The organism is Pseudoscardovia suis, assembly GCF_002797875.1.
Lineage (GTDB): Bacteria > Actinomycetota > Actinomycetes > Actinomycetales > Bifidobacteriaceae > Pseudoscardovia > Pseudoscardovia suis.
The window spans coordinates 685,231-704,836 of the sequence record NZ_PGFC01000001.1 but is presented as its reverse complement, the minus strand read 5'-3'; the positions used below and the strand labels follow the sequence as shown (position 1 = coordinate 704,836).

The window sequence follows — 19,606 nt, the reverse complement described above, 5'->3', positions numbered from 1 at the left end:
GTGCTCATGACTGATCTGGCGCAGCGCGCGTTGGAGCAATCGCTGGTCAAGCTTGTGCGCGTCACTCCGGTGAGCAAGATCACCATCGGGGACCTGACACGGGACTGCGGCGTGAGCCGCTCCACGTTCTATTACCATTACCGTGACATCTACGATCTTGTCGGCCAGGTGGTGGTCGCCCGTTTCGGCGTGGTCATCGGGAAGGACCGCGGGCAGGGGTCCTGGCCGGAGGGCCTGCGGCGCGTGATGGAGGAGCTGCGGCGCGATGAGGTATTCATCCGCAACGTGTATGCCGGCGTCGACCATAACAAGGCCCGCGTGTATCTGATGGAGCAGGGCGAGAACCTCATGTATGGCGTCGCCCACCAGGAGGCGGAGGCGATTGGCGCCGATGACGAAGCGGCGCGTGGGGTGGCGCATGTCTACGCGTTCATTTTCGTGGGCGCTCTCGTCGAATGGGTGAGCGAAGGCATGGAACGCGACATCGACGAGGTGATCGACGACCTTCGCACGACGCTGGACGGGAGTTTCGCTCATTCCCTGGCCAACTGGAAGCTGCGGAATGACCGGGGTGGCAAGAAGAAACGATAATTTCATACAAAATCCTCAATCTGTATGAAAACTGCACGGTGTCCGAATGGTTGTGGGTACCGCCCTGCGGCAGGAATGCCGATAATGAAAACGTCTTCCGGCGATGAAGCCGGGGACGCGACCCGACGAGGGGTCGAGCGATGCATGCAGGCGGACTGCATGCGATGGGCAAGGAGGGCACCATGTATTATTCCGCAGGCAATTACGAGGCGTTCGCGAAGCCGGACAAGCCCGAAGGCATTGACGACAAGCACGCATACATCGTGGGTTCGGGGCTGGCGGGTCTTTCCGCCGCGTGCTATCTGATCCGAGACGCGCAGATGCCGGCCGACCATATCACGGTGTTCGAATCGCTGCCGTTGCCGGGTGGATCATGCGACGGCATCTATGACGCCACGCGCGGCTACATCATGCGCGGCGGACGAGAGATGGACAACCACTTCGAATGCATGTGGGACCTGTTCCGGTCCATCCCCTCCATCGTCAACCCTGGGGAGACCATCTTCTCGGAGTATTACCGCCTCAACAAGTCCGACCCGAACTTCTCGCTGTGCCGCGTGACGGAAAAGCAAGGGCAGGACGCCCACACCGACAAGAAATACGGCATGAACCCGCGCGCCACGCAGGAGTTGCTGCGCCTGTTCCTCTCCACTGAGGAGGATCTCGCCGACAAGACGATCGACGACATGTTCGACGATGACTTCTACAACACGAACTTCTGGATCTACTGGCAGACGATGTTCGCGTTCGAGAAATGGCACAGCGCCTTGGAGATGAAGCTCTACATGCAGCGCTACATCCACCATATCGACGGGCTGCCTGATCTTTCCGCGCTGCGGTTCACCCGCTACAACCAGTATGATTCAATGATCAAGCCGATGGTCAAGTACATCGAGGACGCCGGCGGCGTGTTCCAATACGACACGCAGGTCACGAACGTCGTGTGCGACGTGACGCCCACGAAGAAGGTCGCCAAGCGCATCGAATACATGCAGGGAGGCGTCGCCAAGTCCATCGACCTGACCGAAAACGACCTTGTGTTCGTCACGAACGGCTCTCAAGGCGATTGCACCGCCTACGGAAGCCAGGACACCGCCCCGGTCGTCACCATCAAGAACGGCGAAGGTCCCTCAGTGCAGCTGTGGAAGAAAATCGCCGCGCAATCGCCGGACTTCGGCCATCCCGAGAAGTTCTTCAAGGACATCGAGGAAACCAGCTGGGAATCCTGGACCGTCGACACGTCCAACAAGGAAGTGCTGGATGCCATCGAGGCGATCTGCCACCGCGATCCGCTGTCGGGCAAGGTCGTCACCGGCGGCATCGTGACGGCAAAGGATTCCAGCTGGCTGCTGTCGTGGACCATCAACCGCCAAGGCCAGTTCCCCGACCAGCCCGCCGACCACTGCCTCATCTGGGTGTATGGACTCAACTGCTGGCATGACGATGGCGATTACGTCAAGAAGCCGATGGCGGCATGCACGGGCGCGGAACTGTGCGCCGAATGGCTGTATCACATCGGCGTTCCCACCGACCGCATCGATTACCTGGCGCACAACGAGTGCAACACGACGCCCACGATGATGCCCTACGTGACAAGCTTCTTCGAGCCGCGTCGCAAGGGTGACCGCCCGGACGTCGTGCCCGCCGGCTCGGTGAACCTCGCGTTCATAGGGCAATACGCCGAAACGCCGCGTGACACGGTGTTCACCACCGAATACTCGATCCGCACCGGCATGGAAGCCGTGTACACGCTGTGCAACGTGGACCGCGGCGTGCCGGAGGTGTGGGGCAGCGTGTTCGACGTGCGCGACCTGCTGACCGCCACCGTGAAACTCGCCGACGGCAAGACCCTCGAGCAGATGGACCTGCCGCTCAAGGACCGGCTCGCCCTCAGGGAAGTGCTCAAGAAGGTCAAGGGCACGGACGTCGAGAAGTTACTCAAGGCGACGGGCGCGCTCTGATCGCGCGGATGGCAGCGCACGCCCCATGTGGACGGTAGCGCACGCCAGACGATAAAGGCCTGTGCGGTTCCTGGCACCGGAGTGCGGGAACCACACAGGCCTTTGCATATCCTTGGGCTCGCCTTGCTTGGGGCTTGCCGCGGGGAAGCCGGGTGTCAGGCGGCGAGCAGGTCAAGCATCTGCGGAATCGTCTTCTTGCCGAATTCCACAGTGCGCGTGCCATCGCTGCCATCCGCGCCGTCGGAATCGCCGGGCTTCGTGATGACAATGCACGGCACGCTCATCACGTCGTACTTGTCACGCAGCTCGGGGAAGCGGGCGATGTCGTAGGCTTCGGCGGTGACGGCAGGGTTGAGGCTCGCGATGCGTTGCGCCGACAACACGGTCGTGGGGCACATCGTGCAAGTGAGCGACACCAACAGCATGATGCGCGTGCTCGGCAGGGAAGCGATGCGCTGCCGAGCGGCATCATCCAGCGGCTGGCCGGGTCCAGCGACATTGTAGAGCGCCAGCACGAACGAGTTGAACTCATGGCCGCTGGGCACCCCATGGAAGGCGATGCCCGTCGGCTTCGCCTTGCCGTCGCCATCCGGCACGCACAGGCGCACGCAGGGCAGCAGCTGCGGGTCAGCGCCGTCAAGGTCCGCGGCGGGTCCATCGGAATGACGATGTTCCTCCACGCTCACCTTGCCATTGCTGACATCGGCCAGCTGCGTCATGAAACCGTGGAGCTCGGTCGACAGCGCCGTGTCGTCAAGGTCCAGCCGCAGCACGACGGGACGCGCCATGCGTGCGAACACCTGGTCGAGCTGGGCGCGGACCGCATCCGTGAAGTACGAGCCTCGCGTCGCAGCGCCACCCTGGGCGGCGTTCGCGTCCTGCGCTCGCGGCGAGACAGGCGCCGGGGCTGGCGACGTGGCCGCCTCGCGTGCCTTCTTCGCCTGCTCCTCCTCGCGATGCTGGTAAGGGGAGTCGGTGGGGCGCACCGGCATCAGGCCGGTCTTCTCGCTCATGCGGGATGCATAGCGTTCCGCTTCGACGGCGGCGATGGCGCCATCGGCGGTGGCGGTCACGACCTGGCGCAGGTTTTTGCGCCGCAGGTCGCCGGCAGCCCACACGCCCGGCAGGGACGTCTCCAAATAATCGTGCGTCACCACATACCCGTGCTCGTCGAGTTCCACAAGGTCCTTGACAAGCTCGGTGCGCGGCACATAGCCCGCAAAGACGAACACGCCGAAGGTTCCGCCGTCGGCGGGGGACCATTCCTCGGTCGTGCCGGTCGTGCGGTCACGGAACGTGGCTTGCGCAAGGCCGCCCTTGCCAGCCTGCACGCCGAGCAGTTCCGTGTTGTAACGCACCGTGATGGCGGGATCGGCTTTCGTCGGGGCGCTCACCGATGCATCGCACGTGAAGTCATCCTCGCGCACGAGCACCGTCACGTGGCTGGCGTACTTGGTGAGGAACACCGCCTCCTCGGCCGCAGCGAAACCGCCGCCGACGACCAGCACCTCACGTCCGGTGAAGAATTCGCCGTCGCACGTGGCGCAATACGCCACGCCGCGTCCGGCATACTCCTTCTCGCCTTCGAACCCGATGGTGCGCGGCTTGGCGCCGGTGGCGAGAATCACGCCGAACGTGCGGATGTCACCGGTGGACGTGTGTACGACCTTGACGTCGCCTTGTGCATTCTCGATGCCGGTGGCGCGCGCCACGCGCAGCTCGGCGCCGAAATCCAGCGCCTGCTGGCGCATCGTCGCCGTGAGCTGGCGCCCGCTGGCCTTGGTGACGCCCGGGTAGTTGACCACGGCGTCCGTCAGGGTGATCTGTCCGCCGAAGTCCTCGTCCTCCAGCACGACGACGCGATACCGTGCGCGCGCCAGATACAAGCCTGCCGTCAGGCCGGCAGGTCCGCCGCCGATGACGACGGCATCATAGAGGTTCTTGTCTTGCTGCATAGGCTTCCTGGATTCTTCTACGCGGGATGGTTCACAGCTGGCCGACGAGGTCGAGGCTCGGCTCGATCGTCTCCTCGCCGGGCGTCCACTTCGCCGGGCACACCTGGTCGCCGTGCTCATACACGAACTGCGAAGCCTGCACGCGACGCAGGATTTCCTCGGCATTGCGGCCCACGTTCGACGAAATCACTTCGTAGGCCACGACCTTGCCATCGGGGTTGATGATGAAATCACCGCGCTCCGCCTGGCCCAGCTCCTCGTTGTAGGTATCGAGGTCCTTGGCGAGGCGCGCCGTGGGATCGGCGAGCATGGGGAACTGGATCTTCGAGATCTTGTCGTTGGCCTCATGCCATGCCTTGTGCACGTACTGCGTGTCGTGGGAGACGGAATAGATCTCGCAGCCCGCCTTCTTGAACTCGTCGTAGTGATCGGCGAGGTCCTCGAGCTCCGTGGGGCACACGAAGGTGAAGTCCGCCGGATAGAAGAAGAACACGGACCAGTGGCCCAGGATGTCCTTCTTGCTCACCTGGGTGAAATCATTGTTGAGATAGGCGTCTGCCGTGAAGTCGGTGATTTCGTGGTTGAGAAGCGTCATTGGTGGTCCTTTCCATTGTTCGTTCCCAGGATTTGGCGTGATTGCGCTGTGCGGCGTTGCGTGTGCGAGTGGAGCCTGGGCCGTCCCGGCACCGGTGTGCGCCGCTGGTTTCATCGTATCGTGCGACGCACGGATGCGGGAGGGATTTCACTGTGTGCTTTGTCACGTGTGATATGCCTCACACGTCTCGTGCGCGCCATGCGGCATGGACGGGCTGCATGGGATGCGACTGATGCGGGCGGTGCGGCGCCGGACGGGTGCGCCGTGGGCTGATTCGCCGGCTCTCGGACGGGTTCATGCGTTAAGCTGAGATGCGATAATGCGTCGACGAACGGAGGATGCGATGGCGCGACGAGGATACGGAACCCCCGGGCTGAAGGCACAGGCGTCGCTGCGCCGCACAGACGCCGCCGGAGGCAGGCGCGCGCGCCGTCTTGTCGCGTGCATCGCCGCGATGCTGTGCGCGCTGCTGTGCCTGGGCTCCTGCGCGCCCCGCGGGCATGCGGTGGGCGACACGCAGGACACCCAGGCCACGATCTCCCACGATTACATCGACCGCTCCGACTATGGCGTGGCGTTGGTCGGCAGCGGCGCCGAACCGGACCTCGTCGACGAATTCCGCGAAGACGTGGAAAGCAATTCGATCGCGGTGTTCTACGCGCAGGCCAGCACCGGAGAACAGCAGCGCAAGGCCGTCGAGGACTTCGCCAAGCGCAAGGTGACGTTCATCGTCGTGCATCCCGACGACACTGCCGATCCCTCGACGAGCCAGGCATGGGAGGACGCTCTCGGCGTCGCGCGCACGGCTGGCATCCCCGTCATACTCCTCGACGGCTCGATCGATCCGGACAACCAGCTGCTGTACGCGGCGGATTTCATACCCACGGATGATGACGAGGACATCGCCAACAACATATATTCGCTGTATCACGCGCTCGCGGCTGTCATCAACGCCGACGAGCACGAAAAAAAGATGAACGTGCGCATGTGAGACGGCGGTGCGCCGCACGCGCAGGGGCGAAGCGCCAAGGAGGATTCCGTGAAACAGTCCACGACGGCACAATCAACATCTGCACAATCTGCACAATCGGCACAATCCATGACGGCACACTCAACATCGACGCACTCAACATCGGCACAGTCAGGCGCGGCGCAGTCCATGCCTGCGGTCGATGAGCGCGGGCTCACCGCCGGGCAGGTGGCCGACCGGGTGGCGCACGGCCAGGTGAACGTGCAGTCCACGAAGACCACGCGCACTGTGGGGCAGATCATCGCCGCCAACGTGTTCACGCTGTTCAACGGCATCATCCTTGCCGCCATGATCGTCGTGTTGCTCACCGGACGGTGGAAGGACGCCGTTTTCGGCTTCGTCATCATCGTCAACACCCTCATCGGCGTCGTCACCGAGCTCAAATCCAAGCGCACACTCGACAAGCTGTCCATCCTCGTCAAATCCCGCAACCTCGTGCGGCGCGACGGACATGACGAAGAAGTGGACGCTGAGGACATCGTCGAAGGCGACGTGCTGTGGATCCGCGCGGGCGAACAAGTGCCCGCCGACTGCGAAGTGCTCGAATCATGGGGCTTGGAGCTTGACGAATCCATGCTCACCGGCGAAAGCGCCACCGTGAAGAAGAAACCGGGCGACAAGGCGCTCTCCGGCGCGACGGCGGTGTCCGGCCTCGCATTGGCGCGCGTCGTCGCCGTGGGCGAGCGCAGCTATGCGGCGCGTCTCACCGCGCAGGCCAAGGTGTTCACCCGCACGAAATCCGACTTGCAGGACGGCATCAACACGATCCTCAAGTTCATGACGTTCCTCGTCGTGCCGTTGTGCGTGCTGCTCGTGCTTTCCCAAATGAACCGCGTGGGCGGATGGAACGCCGCGATCGCCACGGGGCAGTGGCGCGATGCGGTCGTTTCCGCCGTGGCCGGCGTCGTCGGCATGATCCCCGAGGGGCTCGTGCTGCTCACCTCACTGAACTTCGCCATCGCCGCGATGCGCCTGGCCCGACGCAACACCCTTGTGCAGGAGCTGGAGGCGGTGGAGACCCTTGCACGCGTCGATTGCCTCAACCTTGATAAAACCGGCACGATCACCGACGGCGGCATCGAACTCACCGGCGTGCGGTTGCTGCCGGATTCCACGGCCACGCCCGCACCGGCGGCGCATGAAGTGCTGGAAGCCTTGCGTGACGTGTGCGACGAACCGACGCCGAACATCACCGGCGCCGCGGTGCTCGCAGGCCTTCGCGATGCGGCATACGAGCTGACGGATGCCGATGGCCGCCAGCTGCAGGCGTTCGCGGTGAGAGGGGAGGCGGCAGGCGCCGGCCGCGGCGGGCGTGGCCGCGTTATCTCCCGCGTGCCGTTCTCATCCTCCCGCAAGTGGAGCAGCGCAGATGTGCGCGGCACGGGTTCGGATGGCGCCGCGACGCGCTGGTACATGGGCGCTCCCGAAGTGATCTTGCGCGCATTGTATGGCGAATACCCCGAGGTGCGCACGGCGATCGACGCGCAGGCGCGCACAGGCTCGCGCGTGCTGCTATTGGCTTGCGTGGCAGCGGACGGTGCATCCGGCACGCCGGAGAGGGGAGCGGCGAGTACCCAGCGGGACCCCGCGCCAAGCCCGGAAGCCACTGCGAATGAGGCCGTGGCGAACGACGCCGCGGCCGAGGCTGCAATCGATTCTTGTGCGATTGATCCTCGTGCGATTCCCGTGGCGCTCGTGGTCTGCGCCGAATCCGTGCGCCCCGATGCCGCCAGAACCCTCGCATGGTTCCGCGAGCAAGGCGTGCGGTGCCGCGTCATCTCCGGCGACAACCCTCTCACCGTCGCGGCGATAGCCGACCGCGTGCACCTGTGCGCAGACCGCGCCCCGCGCGCCATCGACGCCCGCGAATTGCCCGAAGACATCGACGAGCTCGCCGCGGTCCTTGAAGACGTCGACGTCGTGGGCCGCGTGCTGCCCAACCAGAAGAAAGCAATCGTCCAGGCGCTCCACAAGCGCGGCCACACGGTCGCCATGACCGGTGACGGCGTCAACGATGCGCTCGCCCTCAAGGAAGCCGACCTCGGCATCGCAATGGGCAATGCCGCATCCGCCACGAAAGCCGTCGCGCAGGTCGTGCTCGTGGACTCCAAGTTCTCGCACCTGCCCGACGTCGTCGCCCGCGGCCGACAGGTCATGGCGAACATGGAACGCGTCGCCAGCCTGTTCCTCGCCAAGACCGCCTACTCGGCCCTCATTTCGCTCGGCGTGGTGCTCACCGGCATTCCATTCCCATACCTGCCGCGCCACATCACTTACGTGGGCGCCCTCACCATCGGCATCCCGGCGTTCATCCTCGCGCTCGCGCCCAACACACGCCGCTATATGCCGGGATTCCTGCGGCGCGTGCTGCGATTCGCCGTGCCCTGCGGCACGGGAATCGCCATCAGCGTGCTCGGCGCGGCATGGATCCTGCCGCGCGCATTGCACCTCGACACGGCGGTCGCCGCCGACCTCACGCAATTGCGGCACATCTGCGTGCTCGTGCTGTTCGCATTGAGCGTCATCGTGCTCGCCCGCGTCGCACAGCCGCTTCGCTCGTGGCGCGGCGTGCTTGTAGCGGTGTTCGCCCTGGCCGGTGTCGCAGGAGCGGTCATCCCCCTTGTCTCGAACTTCTTCGACGTGGCGCTGCCGCGCGGCCGCTTCGTGATCCCCACGCTGGTGGCGCTCGCCGCAGGCATGCTCGTGCTCGCCCTGTGCGTGGCGGCGGGCAAGCGCCTGCCTGACGCGATGTCCACCATGTGCGCGCGACGCCGACACGTCACACGCAACAAGTAATAATGGTAGGGAACATTTCATATTTAACGGAGGCCCTATGTCCTATCGCGATTCACAGCTCGCCCGGCTTGAGGTCAACGGAAAGGGATTCGATTACTACAACATCGCTGACCTTCCCGGCATCGACCACCTGCCATACTCGCTCAAGGTGCTCGTCGAGAATCTTGTGCGCAACATCGACGGCCAGAACATCACCGACGATCATGTCAAGGCGTTGCTCGACTGGGACGCCTCCGCAGAGCCCAGCCATGAGATCCAGTTCACCCCGAGCCGTGTCGTCATGCAGGATTTCACCGGCGTGCCCTGCATCGTCGACCTGGCGACCATGCGTGACGCGGTGAAGGACCTGGGCGGCGACCCTGAGGTCATCAACCCGCAGGTCCCGGCACAGATGGTCATCGACCATTCCGTGCAGATCGATGTCGCCGGCGTGCCGAACGCCATCGAACAGAACATGGACATCGAATACAAGCGCAACAAGGAACGCTACCAGTTCCTGCGCTGGGGTCAGCAAGCGTTCAAGAACTTCCGCGTCGTGCCCCCGGGGACCGGCATCATCCACCAGGTCAACATCGAATACCTCGCCAAGTGCGTCATGACGAAGCCGCAGGGCGACTCCACCCTCGCATACCTTGATTCCTGCGTGGGCACCGACTCCCACACGACCACCGTCAACGGCCTGGGCGTACTCGGCTGGGGCGTGGGCGGCATCGAAGCCGAGGCCGCTATGCTCGGCCAGCCCATCTCGATGCTCGTGCCGCGCGTCGTGGGATTCAAGCTCACCGGCTCGATCCCCGAGGGCGTCACCGCCACGGATGTGGTGCTCACCATCACCGACATGCTGCGCAAGCATGGCGTCGTGGGCAAGTTCGTTGAATTCTACGGCGACGGCGTCGCCGCGGTGCCGCTTGCAAACCGCGCCACCATCGGCAACATGAGCCCTGAATTCGGCTCCACCTGCGGCATCTTCCCGATCGACCAGGTCACGCTCGACTACCTGCGCCTCACCGGCCGCAGCGACGAGCAGATCGCGCTTGTCGAAGCCTACGCCAAGGCCAACAAGCTGTGGGGCGACACCACGGACCCCGCGTACGTCGAGCCGCAGTATTCCGAATACATGGAACTCGACCTGGGCTCTGTCAAGCCGTCCATCGCCGGCCCCAAGCGCCCGCAGGACCGCATCCTGCTGTCGGATGCCAAGCAGACGTTCGAAAACACGCTGCCTGCATACGTCACCGACCGCACCGCCGAAGGCGACGTGCATGTCGATTCCGAAGCCAAGGGCCAGTTCGACATCAAGAACGGAGACGTTGCCATCGCCTCCATCACCTCGTGCACGAACACGTCCAACCCCTCCGTCATGATCGCCGCCGGCCTGCTGGCCCGCAACGCGCATCGCCTGGGCCTCAAGCCCAAGCCGTGGGTCAAGACGTCGCTTGCCCCCGGCTCCCAGGTCGTCACCGACTACTACCGCAAGTCCGGCCTGCAGGACGACCTCGATGCTTTGGGATATGAGCTCGTGGGCTACGGTTGCGCCACCTGCATCGGCAATTCCGGTCCGCTCGACCCGGCCATCTCCCAGCAGATCAACGACAATGACCTTGCCGTGACCGCCGTGCTGTCGGGCAACCGCAATTTCGAAGGCCGCATCAGCCCCGACGTCAAGATGAACTACCTCGCGTCGCCGCCGCTCGTCATCGCCTACGCGCTGGCCGGCACGATGGATTTCGATTTCGAAAACCAGCCGCTGGGGCAGAACCCGGATGGCAACGACGTGTACCTGCGCGACATCTGGCCGAGCAACGAAGACATTGCCGCCACCATCTCGTCGTCCCTGAGCCGCGACATGTTCGTCAAGGACTACGCCACGGTGTTCGACGGCGACAGCCGTTGGAAGGGCCTGGACGTGCCCCAGGGCGAACTGTTCGCATGGGATCCGGATTCCACGTATGTGCGCCGCCAGACGTTCTTCGACGGCATGGGGGCAACCCCCGCACCCGTCAAGGATTTCAAGGGGGCGCGCGTGCTTGCGTTCCTCGGCGATTCCGTGACCACCGACCACATCTCGCCGGCTGGTGCGTTCAAGGCGTCGAGCCCGGCAGGGCAGTACCTCGTCGAGCATGGCGTGGCGCCGCGAGACTTCAACTCCTATGGCTCGCGCCGCGGCAACCACGAGGTCATGGTGCGCGGCACCTTCGGCAACATCCGCCTGCGCAACCAGCTGCTCGCCTCGATGGGGCAGGAGGTCACTCCCGGCGGTTACACGTATGATTTCACGACCGGCAAGCCGTCCACGATCTTCGAGGCCTCCCAACATTACAAGGCCGCAGGCACGCCGCTCGTCGTCATCGCGGGCAAGGAGTACGGCACCGGCTCCTCGCGCGACTGGGCGGCCAAGGGCACGCTCATGCTCGGCGTCAAGGCGGTCATCGCGCGTAGCTTCGAGCGCATCCACCGCTCCAACCTCATCGGCATGGGTGTGCTGCCCTTGCAGTTCCCCGATGGCGAATCCGCGCAGTCCCTGGGGCTGGATGGCTCCGAGACGTATGCCATCGATGGCATCGAGGCGATGAACGCCGGCACCACGCCGCGCACCATCACCGTCACCGCCACGAGGGCTGATGGCACCACCGTGAGCTTCGACGCCACCGTGCGCATCGATACGCCCGGCGAGGCGGATTATTACCGCAATGGCGGCATCCTGCAGTACGTGCTGCGCAACCTCATGGCCGAAAACACCAAGTAAAACGGCCGCGTAACCAACCACGCACACAGCCCAGCCACGCACACAGGAGGCGAGCGGCAGTCGCATGCTGAAGTCGCCCCATCGGCGGGGCGCCTGCATTCCTCAAGGGAATCGGGCGCCCCGCCTTTTTCATGCCTTGGGCGTTGCTCGGACGCGCATGGGTATGCTTCGTGTATTACCGTCGGTGCGACACGCCACGGGTGAATCCGTCCCACCATACGTCAAACACCACATGTAGTGAACGCCCATCATGCGCCGTTATGGTGTAAGCCGCTGTTTTCCGCGGTTCTCACTTATGTGAAAACACTATATGTAGTTGTGTTAGATAAATCACACTCTACATGTGGGAACATGCTGTCGGCAAATGGGGTATTCTATTTCATGCCAAGCAAGACCGGCATGCAATCCGGTCGGCTTTCAAACAAAACCCATCAGGATGGCAAGGGCGAAGCGCGGCCTAAAATCGCGCCTCCCCCGAACCATCCGCGACCATTCATTCAGGAGGAGACATGGAGATCACAACGCTTGCCGAACCGATCGCCGATGCACAGGGAACGGACGAGACCGCAACCCGCATCAAGGTGGAGAAGAGGGATGGCCGCGTCGTCGATTTCGACCGCCTGAACATCTACAATGCCATCGCTGCGGCATACAAAGAGCTCCACAAGCCCATTGGCGGGCAGGAGCGCCGCATCATCGAGGCCATGGTCGACCAGGTGGAATCCGAGATCGCCGATCGCTACACCAAGCCCGTCAAGATCGAGGACATCCAGAACCTCGTCGAGCACGAGCTCATCAACGAGCATGAATACGACGTCGCCCGCGCCTACACGTCCTACCGCCTGAACCGCGACATCGAGCGTTCCAAGGCCACCGACATCAACGAGGCCGTCAAGCGCCTGACGAGCCGCGACGAGTCGCTGGTGCGCGAAAACGCCAACAAGGACTCCAACGTCTACGCCACGCAGCGCGACCTCCTCGCCGGCGCAGTCAGCAAGGCGACCGCCTTCAGCATGCTGCCCAAGGATGTCTCCAACGCCCATATGAAGGGCGACATCCACTTCCACGACGCCGATTACTCGCCGTTCACCGCACAGAGCAACTGCTCGCTGCCTGACTTCGGCGACATGCTCGAGCACGGCTTCGCGCTGGGCAACGCGATGATGGATTCCCCCAAGTCCATCATGACCGCATCCACGCAGATCACCCAGATCATCAAGGACATTGCCAGCTCCCAGTACGGCGGCCAGACCGTCAACCGTTGCGATGAGATGATGAGCCGCTACGCCGAGATCGACTACCGCAAGAACCTCGACATGGCCAGCCTCGTCATGCCGGACGGAATGCCGCTCGACGCCGCGCAGCGCCTCGTCGACGCCCTGCGCGAGCGCGAACCCAAGGCGCTGCATCTCGAGGACGGCAAGACCATCGCTCCCGACGTGCCGTTCGACACAACCGTCTCACAGCTCGACCAGATGCGTCAGATCTACGCCAAGTTGCTCACCCGCAAGGCCATCTACGACGCCATGCAGACGATGGAATACCAGATCAACTCCAACCGTGTCTCCAACGGCCAGACGCCGTTCGTCACCGTTGGCTTCGGCCTGGGCACCTCGTGGTTCGCCCGCGAGATCCAGCGCGCCATCCTGCTCGTGCGCATTCGCGGCCTGGGCAAGGACCGTCACACGGCCATCTTCCCCAAGCTCGTGTTCACGATCCGCCACGGCGTGAACGCCGATCCCGGCGACCCGAACTACGACATCAAGCAGCTTGCGCTGGAATGCTCCACGAAGCGCATGTATCCGGATGTGCTCTTCTACGAGAACATCATCAAGATCACCGGTTCCTTCAAGGCGCCGATGGGCTGCCGTTCGTTCCTCCAGGGATGGACCGACCCCAAGACCGGCAAGGACGTCGAGGACGGCCGCATGAACCTGGGCGTCGTCACTGTCAACATCCCGCGCATCGCCTTGGAATCCCATGGCGACAAGGACCGCTTCTGGAAGCTGTTCGACGAGCGCATGGCCGTGGCGCACCACGCCCTGCAGTTCCGCATCATGCGCTGCAAGCAGGCGACCCCGATCAACGCCCCGACGCTGTTCGAATACGGCGCCTTCGGCAGGCTCAAGCCCACCGATTCCGTCGACACGCTGTTCCGCAATGAGCGCGCAACCGTCTCCCTGGGCTACATCGGCCTGTATGAGGCCACGAGCGTGTTTTACGGCAAGGATTGGATGACCGACCACACGTGGGATCCGGACGGCAAGGAATTCGCCCTTGAGATCGTGCGCCGCATGAACAAGCTGTGCAAGAAGTGGGCCAAGGAGGAGGGATATCACTATTCGGTGTATTCCACCCCGGCCGAAAGCCTCACCGACCGCTTCTGCCGCATGGACCAGCAGAAGTTCGGCAAGGTGCCCGGCGTGACCGACCATGACTTCTACACGAACAGCTTCCACTACCCGGTGTGGCTGCGCCCCACCCCGATGGAGAAGCTCGACTATGAGAAGGACTTCCCGTACTACGCGGCAGGCGGCTTCATCAACTACTGCGAGTTCCCCAGCCTCCAGCAGAACCCCAAGGCCCTCGAAGCCGTGTGGGATTACGCCTACCAGATCGGCATCGGTTACTTGGGCACCAACACGCCCATCGACCACTGCTTCGTGTGCGGTTACGAAGGCGACTTCGAACCCACCGAGGACGGCTTCAAGTGCCCTGAGTGCGGCAACTGCGATCCTGACAAGTGCAACGTGACCAAGCGCACCTGCGGCTATCTGGGCAACCCGGTGCAGCGCCCGATGGTGCACGGCCGCCACGAAGAGATCGCGCATCGCGCCAAGCACATGCAGGGCGAGACCGGTCGCGTGACCCTCTCCGACGGCACCAGCCGCACGTGGTGGGACGACAAGGCGGAGTGACGACTCGCATGGATTCCACTTCAGATTCCACTCAACCCGCCATGCAGGGTGACGCCGACGCCGCACAATCGGGAAGGGCGGCCTCCGACACCTTCCACAAGACTGGGGCGGGCTCGGCGTCACGCGCCGAGGCACGGCACAGGGCATCGTGGCATGACTTCGCCGAAGGCGAGGTCGGCCGCGGCCCGTGCGTGCCTTTCGCCCACAGCAACAACCCGGCGGCGGGCCAGTGGGACGGACTCAAGCTCAGCCACGACATCGTGGCGGATTACAAGCGCATGGTCGTCACGGACGGCGAAGGAATCCGCAACTCCGTGTACGTCGCCGGCTGCCCATTCCGATGCGAAGGGTGCTACAACTCGTCCATCTGGGATTTCCAAGCCGGGCATCCCTACACAGACGAGTTGGAGGATGCCATCGTCGCCGACCTGGCGCCCGCCTATATTCAGGGACTTACGCTTCTGGGCGGCGAGCCGTTCCTTAACACCCCCATGCTCCTGCGTCTTGTGCGCCGCGTGCGTGAGGAATACGGTCACTCGAAAGACATTTGGAGCTGGACCGGTTACACGTGGGAGGAGCTCATGAGGCCGGGGGAGACCCCGGACAAGCGTGAGTTGCTCGATGAGATAGACGTGTTGGTGGACGGCCGTTACATCGCCGGTCTCAAGGATTCGCTCCTGCAGTTCCGCGGCTCGTCCAACCAGCGTGTCATTGATGTGCAGGCTTCGCTGGCGCAAGGCACGCCTGTGATTTGGAAGAAACTGCACGACCAGCATCGTTTCATTCCCGACATCTACGGCAAGGATCGCGCGGCAGGCGAGGGGGATGCCTCCTAACAAGGCAGGCAAGGCACGCCCCTCGCCGGCTGGCGGCCGGCACGGCGGGGTCTGCGTGGCACTGTCACGCTGGCACTGCCACGCTGGCACTGTCGCATGGGTGCGTGGGTATGCATGGGCGCGTGCCCTTATTGCGTGGTGCAGTCTGATTGCGTGGTGCGGTCCGTCACACCTTTGTGTCGGTGAGGAGTTGCTCGAGAATTCTGCTGTATTCGCTTGTCGCGGGCTGGGAGTCGGATTTAAGCGTCACCAGATGGAATTCTCGGACCACCGGTCCGTTCTTGTCGACAAGCGGAACTCGGCGGATTATTGCGCCCTGAGGGTTGATTGGTTCGCTTGATTCAAAGAGCGTGTAGCCGCGGCCTATCGCCGTGAGCGCGTGCACCTGACGGGAAGTGCTTGCGTAGACAACGGGCGAGGTGAGCCCGAACAGTTCATGCATGCACTGGTTGAGCACTGATTGGATCATCGTGCGGGTGGGTTCGGGGCGTAGGCGTTCATCCATGTCGGGGGAGGAGGGGATGACGCTGCGCATATTGCTGACGAGCGCGTTCGTGCCGTCGGCGAGCTGCCTGGTGTGCATGGGCGCGTCATCGGACGCGTGATGCGCGGCTTGGGGAAATCGCGAAGGATACGTCATGGAAAGCGATTCGACACCTGCAGGTTCCATGGCTGTTTGCTCGGATGCCCCCTCGTCCTGTGATGTGCCCGACAGCGGTGTCGCGGGCGGTTGCAGGATGCACGGCACGTCGGACAGCGCGGTGCTGGTCACCTCTTCCAAAGGAGGCATGAGCGTGGCGGACGGCAGGGCGGCGAGCACGCTGCGTGCCGTTTCGACGCCGATGTATGTGCGCCGCACGGTGTGCGTCTGGTAGTAGTCGGCGAAGTGCACGGAATTGTCCGCGAAGGCGATGTCAATGCTGTGATTGAGCAGAGACTGTTGCAGCTGCTGGTTGGTGCCATACAGCACGGCGATGTTGGACTGCGGGTGGCGCTGCAGGAATATCTGAGCGGCCGCAACCGGCTCCCAGAACGTCGTCGCGGCGATCATGCCGATTGTGAAGCGGGGCAGTTCCTGCCCGGCGGCGGCCTTGCGCACATCCTTCACCGCTTGCTCGGATGCCGAGAGGATGGCGTTGGCATATTCATACAGTTTCGTTCCCGCGGCGGTGGCGGTGAATTCCCGGCCGTTGCGATGGAGCAGCGGCACTCCCATCTCTGTTTCGAGGGCCTTGATTTTTTGCGATACCGCCGATTGCGAGACATGGTTGTTGCGCGCGGCGGCGGTGAAGCTGTGCAATCGCAGCACGTCGTAGAAGTACTGCAGCTGTTTGAGTTCCATGGCGCGCTCCTTCCGGCAGACGGATACCTCGGGCAGAGGCCGCTAAAGAAAAAAGAGGGGGCGCCCTAGGGATAGGGGGCGCCCCGGATTTCTCGGGGGTGTGTCCAGCATGAAGCATGGACTTGGGCTCGGTGAGTCGGGGATAGATGGGAAGAGAATCGCCTCACGGAACCCGCACGTACCCGGTGTCAGACGGCGTTGGTGAGGGAGAGAAAGGAACCAATCAGATTCGCCGCTGATCACACCACCATTTTATTCAAGGGCGTGGTCAATTGCAAAGCGATTGTCGAAAAGAATGGCGCTCTCGGTGTGTCGTGCGCGCATGCCGTGCTCATATGTGGGCAAGTTGTGCATGTATGCATTCAGGTAACTTTATGCCGCGTGTCACGTTATATCATGGTGGCACGCAAGAGCTTGGCGCGATGTTGCGTTCCCCCTGAATGCTCCGCATATGCAGGTGTTTTGCATGATGCGAAAATCACGGCGTCGCTGTATCTGGGATGGGTTCCGGACAGCATGGAGTGCGCCGGACAACATGGAGTGCGCCAAACCACATGGAGTGCGCCAAACCGGGAGATGGATGGTATGGAGTTTGCACAGATGAATGCACTGCCGTATCACGGCGATGCGGGGCGCTATGCAGCAATGGATGTGACACAGCCGGATCGGGGAGCGGCATCGGTCTTTCCGCTATTGTTCGGTCTGGGCGATGATGAGCCAAAGGAGGGATGCGGCGGTCTTTCCGCTGGGGTGTGGAATTCACTGGGCAGCAATGAAAGACGACGACGGCAAATCGCGCATCGCAAGGAAGGCGGCACGGCAAATCGCAACGCATTGCGTTCGGTCAACATGATCACCGATGCATTCGCGCATCTGATTCGCGAGCAATCGTTCTCACGCATCACCGTGACGGAAGTGATGCGTCGCGCCAACCTCGCGCGCAACACGTTCTATGCGCATTATTCCTCCACCGACGAGCTGCTCAAAGACTTCGTATCGGTGGTCGTGCGGCGCGTGCGTTCCAACTTGCGTGAGATCAGTCCCTATGCAGATCCGCGCAATCCTCACACATACCTGCTGCTGCTCATGGGCAAGGTGGATGACGATTCCCGCCTGCTGCTCGAACGCATCTTTGTGCCCAATGACGCCAACAGGCGCAGCCTAATGGCCGTCATGCGCAACAATTCCGTGCCTGTGCTCTATGAACAGGTGGCACGCACGACGGGTTGCAGCAACGAAGCGTTGCGCCGCTACGTGGACTTCACCAGTGAACTGACGATGACGGTGATTTCCGACTACCTGACCCACAGGCTGCGCGGGAACGAGGAATCCACAGCCGATCGCCTCACCCAGATCTACCAAGCGGCGTATGGGCTGTATTTGGAGCCTGATGAGTCGATCGATGCCAGTGGTATGAGTGACGAAGTGTCTGGCGTCGATGCGGGCGGGGATGTCTTGGATGACGGCGCGGACGATGACGCGGATGCCGGAATTGGCGTGGGTGTCGCAGGCGGCACGGGTGCGAGGGACGGTGACGCCAGTGGCAATGCCAGTGATGCCGATGGTAATGCCGACACTGATGCCGGTGCCGCGGCACAGGGCACGGCGGCTGCACGGTCACATCGGGAGCCGGCCGCTCGGGCGCACGGGGATACCTCGTCGCGCGATCAAGTCAGCCCGCCCGATTGGTTCGACTGATCGACCCTTGCCGAAGTTCGCCTGAGTTTGCCAAGCTTTCGGAACTGCCCGGGGCTTGACTGTCCGGGGCTTGCAGGGGCTGCCTATGCGGGGTTCCTGAGAAAAGAAAAGGCCTTGCGAACCATATCGCAAGGCCGTAGGGGAGCGGACAACGGGACTCGAACCCGCGGTCTCGACCTTGGCAAGGTCGCGCTTTACCAACTAAGCTATGTCCGCGATGCGCATCAGCGCAACGAGAAGAAAGCATAGCATGGATTGCCGATTGCGCAAAACTCGGCGAGTCCCGCGTGTCGCTGCATTGTCTCGTGCATCCGGCATGCCTCGCTCCAATCGTGCAAACACAAGCGAATCCATGCCTGTTATCTGCGTTTTCACTCATCGGGAAACCTGCTGAACCGTGATTCCTTGGACTTCCTGAGCGTGTAACGTGGACTTGCGCATAAGGTGATGCGCAGGCGCGCACGTCGGGCCGCCCATCGCATCGGTGGCATCCGTCATCGCCGCCTCCCCGTAACGCCAACGAAAGGCATGCCATGACTCCCAGCGTCTTCCTGCTGTCCTTGGCGGGCATACTGCTTGCCGCGTCCATCATTTCGTTCATTCCCGCCGTTTACATGCGACGCAGGGATTCCCAGCTTCGAGCGCAGTGCACGAGCCGGGCGCAGGGCCGCGTGAGCGGATACTCCACGAGCAAACAGGTGACGGGTTCCACGTTCCTTCCCGTCGTCGCTTACCGCGTGGACGGCGCCGAATACACCGTCACCGGTCCGACGTTCGCCTCCTACCGGGCGCGCACCCTGAGCGGCGACTGCGCCCACGGGCATCCGCTGACCAACATCACGGACATCCATGACCTTCCCGAGGACCTGTGCGTCTACGAAATCGCCGACGACCCCCATGCCGCGGGCAACGCGATGCGCGAACCGTTCCCAGTCGGCACCGGCGTGGACGTCCACTACGACCCTGCCAAGCCATCGCGCTCCTACGTGATCCGGGTGCCCGCCACGTCGTCGTTCGCGAAGGTCTTCCTGTTCCTTGGAGTGATCGAGCTCGTGGCGTCGGCCATCTTCGCTTTCATCTCGCTGCTGTGGTAAGCGTTCGTGGCGCCGGCGCGAAGCCCCGCGGGCTCTGGCGTTCC

Annotated in this window: 12 protein-coding genes and 1 tRNA gene; 9 read left to right on the top strand and 4 right to left on the bottom strand. The window is 63.1% G+C overall.

Annotation, left to right across the window (positions count from 1 at the left end):
* The first annotated feature begins 6 nt into the window (after positions 1–6).
* Both CLV65_RS02635 and CLV65_RS02630 read left to right on the top strand, forming a co-directional pair.
* The gene (locus CLV65_RS02635) at positions 7–591 is read left to right on the top strand and encodes a TetR-like C-terminal domain-containing protein (RefSeq protein WP_094691805.1); all 585 of its coding nucleotides are present in this window, start codon (positions 7–9) and stop codon (positions 589–591) included.
* A 182-nt stretch (positions 592–773) separates the two neighbouring features.
* Positions 774–2,552: an oleate hydratase gene (locus CLV65_RS02630; RefSeq protein ID WP_094691867.1), complete on the top strand. Its 1,779-nt coding sequence runs from the start codon at positions 774–776 to the stop codon at positions 2,550–2,552.
* Positions 2,553–2,707: 155 nt separating this feature from the next.
* Here the strand turns inward: CLV65_RS02630 and CLV65_RS02625 are convergent, their stop codons facing one another.
* Together CLV65_RS02625 and ahpC are read right to left on the bottom strand one after the other, a co-directional pair.
* The gene (locus CLV65_RS02625; protein WP_094691804.1) at positions 2,708–4,507 is read right to left on the bottom strand and encodes an FAD-dependent oxidoreductase; all 1,800 of its coding nucleotides are present in this window, start codon (positions 4,505–4,507) and stop codon (positions 2,708–2,710) included.
* 31 nt (positions 4,508–4,538) lie between these two features.
* Positions 4,539–5,102, bottom strand: coding sequence for an alkyl hydroperoxide reductase subunit C (gene ahpC / locus CLV65_RS02620; protein ID WP_094691803.1), 564 nt, complete (start codon positions 5,100–5,102; stop codon positions 4,539–4,541).
* 343 nt (positions 5,103–5,445) lie between these two features.
* Between ahpC and CLV65_RS02615 the strand changes: the two genes are divergently transcribed.
* The 5 genes from CLV65_RS02615 (at position 5,446) to nrdG (ending at position 15,428) form a co-directional block, all read left to right on the top strand.
* Positions 5,446–6,093 (top strand): type 1 periplasmic-binding domain-containing protein, encoded by a 648-nt coding sequence (locus CLV65_RS02615; protein WP_094691802.1) that lies wholly within the window; start codon positions 5,446–5,448, stop codon positions 6,091–6,093.
* A 108-nt stretch (positions 6,094–6,201) separates the two neighbouring features.
* Positions 6,202–8,928 (top strand): HAD-IC family P-type ATPase, encoded by a 2,727-nt coding sequence (locus CLV65_RS02610; RefSeq protein WP_420848429.1) that lies wholly within the window; start codon positions 6,202–6,204, stop codon positions 8,926–8,928.
* A 37-nt stretch (positions 8,929–8,965) separates the two neighbouring features.
* Complete coding sequence (gene acnA, locus CLV65_RS02605; protein WP_094691801.1) at positions 8,966–11,674, top strand: aconitate hydratase AcnA; 2,709 nt, start codon at positions 8,966–8,968, stop codon at positions 11,672–11,674.
* Between the two features lie 509 nt (positions 11,675–12,183).
* Positions 12,184–14,592 (top strand): anaerobic ribonucleoside-triphosphate reductase, encoded by a 2,409-nt coding sequence (gene nrdD / locus CLV65_RS02600; protein WP_094691800.1) that lies wholly within the window; start codon positions 12,184–12,186, stop codon positions 14,590–14,592.
* An 8-nt stretch (positions 14,593–14,600) separates the two neighbouring features.
* Positions 14,601–15,428: an anaerobic ribonucleoside-triphosphate reductase activating protein gene (nrdG, locus tag CLV65_RS02595; protein WP_244569218.1), complete on the top strand. Its 828-nt coding sequence runs from the start codon at positions 14,601–14,603 to the stop codon at positions 15,426–15,428.
* 166 nt (positions 15,429–15,594) lie between these two features.
* Here nrdG and CLV65_RS02590 read toward each other — a convergent pair whose 3' ends face one another.
* Positions 15,595–16,770 (bottom strand): LysR family transcriptional regulator, encoded by a 1,176-nt coding sequence (locus CLV65_RS02590; protein WP_094691799.1) that lies wholly within the window; start codon positions 16,768–16,770, stop codon positions 15,595–15,597.
* 585 nt (positions 16,771–17,355) lie between these two features.
* Here CLV65_RS02590 and CLV65_RS02585 point away from each other — a divergent pair.
* Positions 17,356–18,468, top strand: a complete 1,113-nt coding sequence (locus tag CLV65_RS02585; protein ID WP_157847198.1) for a TetR/AcrR family transcriptional regulator — start codon at positions 17,356–17,358, stop codon at positions 18,466–18,468.
* 143 nt (positions 18,469–18,611) lie between these two features.
* On the opposite strand, the gene CLV65_RS02580 is transcribed toward CLV65_RS02585, so the two are convergent.
* Positions 18,612–18,684 (bottom strand) — tRNA-Gly (locus CLV65_RS02580).
* Between the two features lie 317 nt (positions 18,685–19,001).
* Here CLV65_RS02580 and CLV65_RS02575 point away from each other — a divergent pair.
* The gene (locus tag CLV65_RS02575; protein WP_094691797.1) at positions 19,002–19,562 is read left to right on the top strand and encodes a DUF3592 domain-containing protein; all 561 of its coding nucleotides are present in this window, start codon (positions 19,002–19,004) and stop codon (positions 19,560–19,562) included.
* Positions 19,563–19,606 lie beyond the last annotated feature (44 nt).

What these genes read in the sequence shown, in the direction of transcription:
- nrdG (WP_244569218.1), top strand. Translation starts at nt 14,601, where the DNA reads ATGGATTCCACTTCAGATTCCACTCAACCCGCCATGCAGGGTGACGCC.
- CLV65_RS02575 (WP_094691797.1), top strand. Translation starts at nt 19,002, where the DNA reads ATGACTCCCAGCGTCTTCCTGCTGTCCTTGGCGGGCATACTGCTTGCC.
- CLV65_RS02625 (WP_094691804.1), bottom strand. Translation starts at nt 4,507, where the DNA reads ATGCAGCAAGACAAGAACCTCTATGATGCCGTCGTCATCGGCGGCGGA.
- nrdD (WP_094691800.1), top strand. Translation starts at nt 12,184, where the DNA reads ATGGAGATCACAACGCTTGCCGAACCGATCGCCGATGCACAGGGAACG.
- CLV65_RS02585 (WP_157847198.1), top strand. Translation starts at nt 17,356, where the DNA reads ATGGAGTTTGCACAGATGAATGCACTGCCGTATCACGGCGATGCGGGG.
- CLV65_RS02630 (WP_094691867.1), top strand. Translation starts at nt 774, where the DNA reads ATGTATTATTCCGCAGGCAATTACGAGGCGTTCGCGAAGCCGGACAAG.
- ahpC (WP_094691803.1), bottom strand. Translation starts at nt 5,102, where the DNA reads ATGACGCTTCTCAACCACGAAATCACCGACTTCACGGCAGACGCCTAT.
- CLV65_RS02610 (WP_420848429.1), top strand. Translation starts at nt 6,202, where the DNA reads ATGACGGCACACTCAACATCGACGCACTCAACATCGGCACAGTCAGGC.
- CLV65_RS02615 (WP_094691802.1), top strand. Translation starts at nt 5,446, where the DNA reads ATGGCGCGACGAGGATACGGAACCCCCGGGCTGAAGGCACAGGCGTCG.
- CLV65_RS02635 (WP_094691805.1), top strand. Translation starts at nt 7, where the DNA reads ATGACTGATCTGGCGCAGCGCGCGTTGGAGCAATCGCTGGTCAAGCTT.
- acnA (WP_094691801.1), top strand. Translation starts at nt 8,966, where the DNA reads ATGTCCTATCGCGATTCACAGCTCGCCCGGCTTGAGGTCAACGGAAAG.
- CLV65_RS02590 (WP_094691799.1), bottom strand. Translation starts at nt 16,770, where the DNA reads ATGGAACTCAAACAGCTGCAGTACTTCTACGACGTGCTGCGATTGCAC.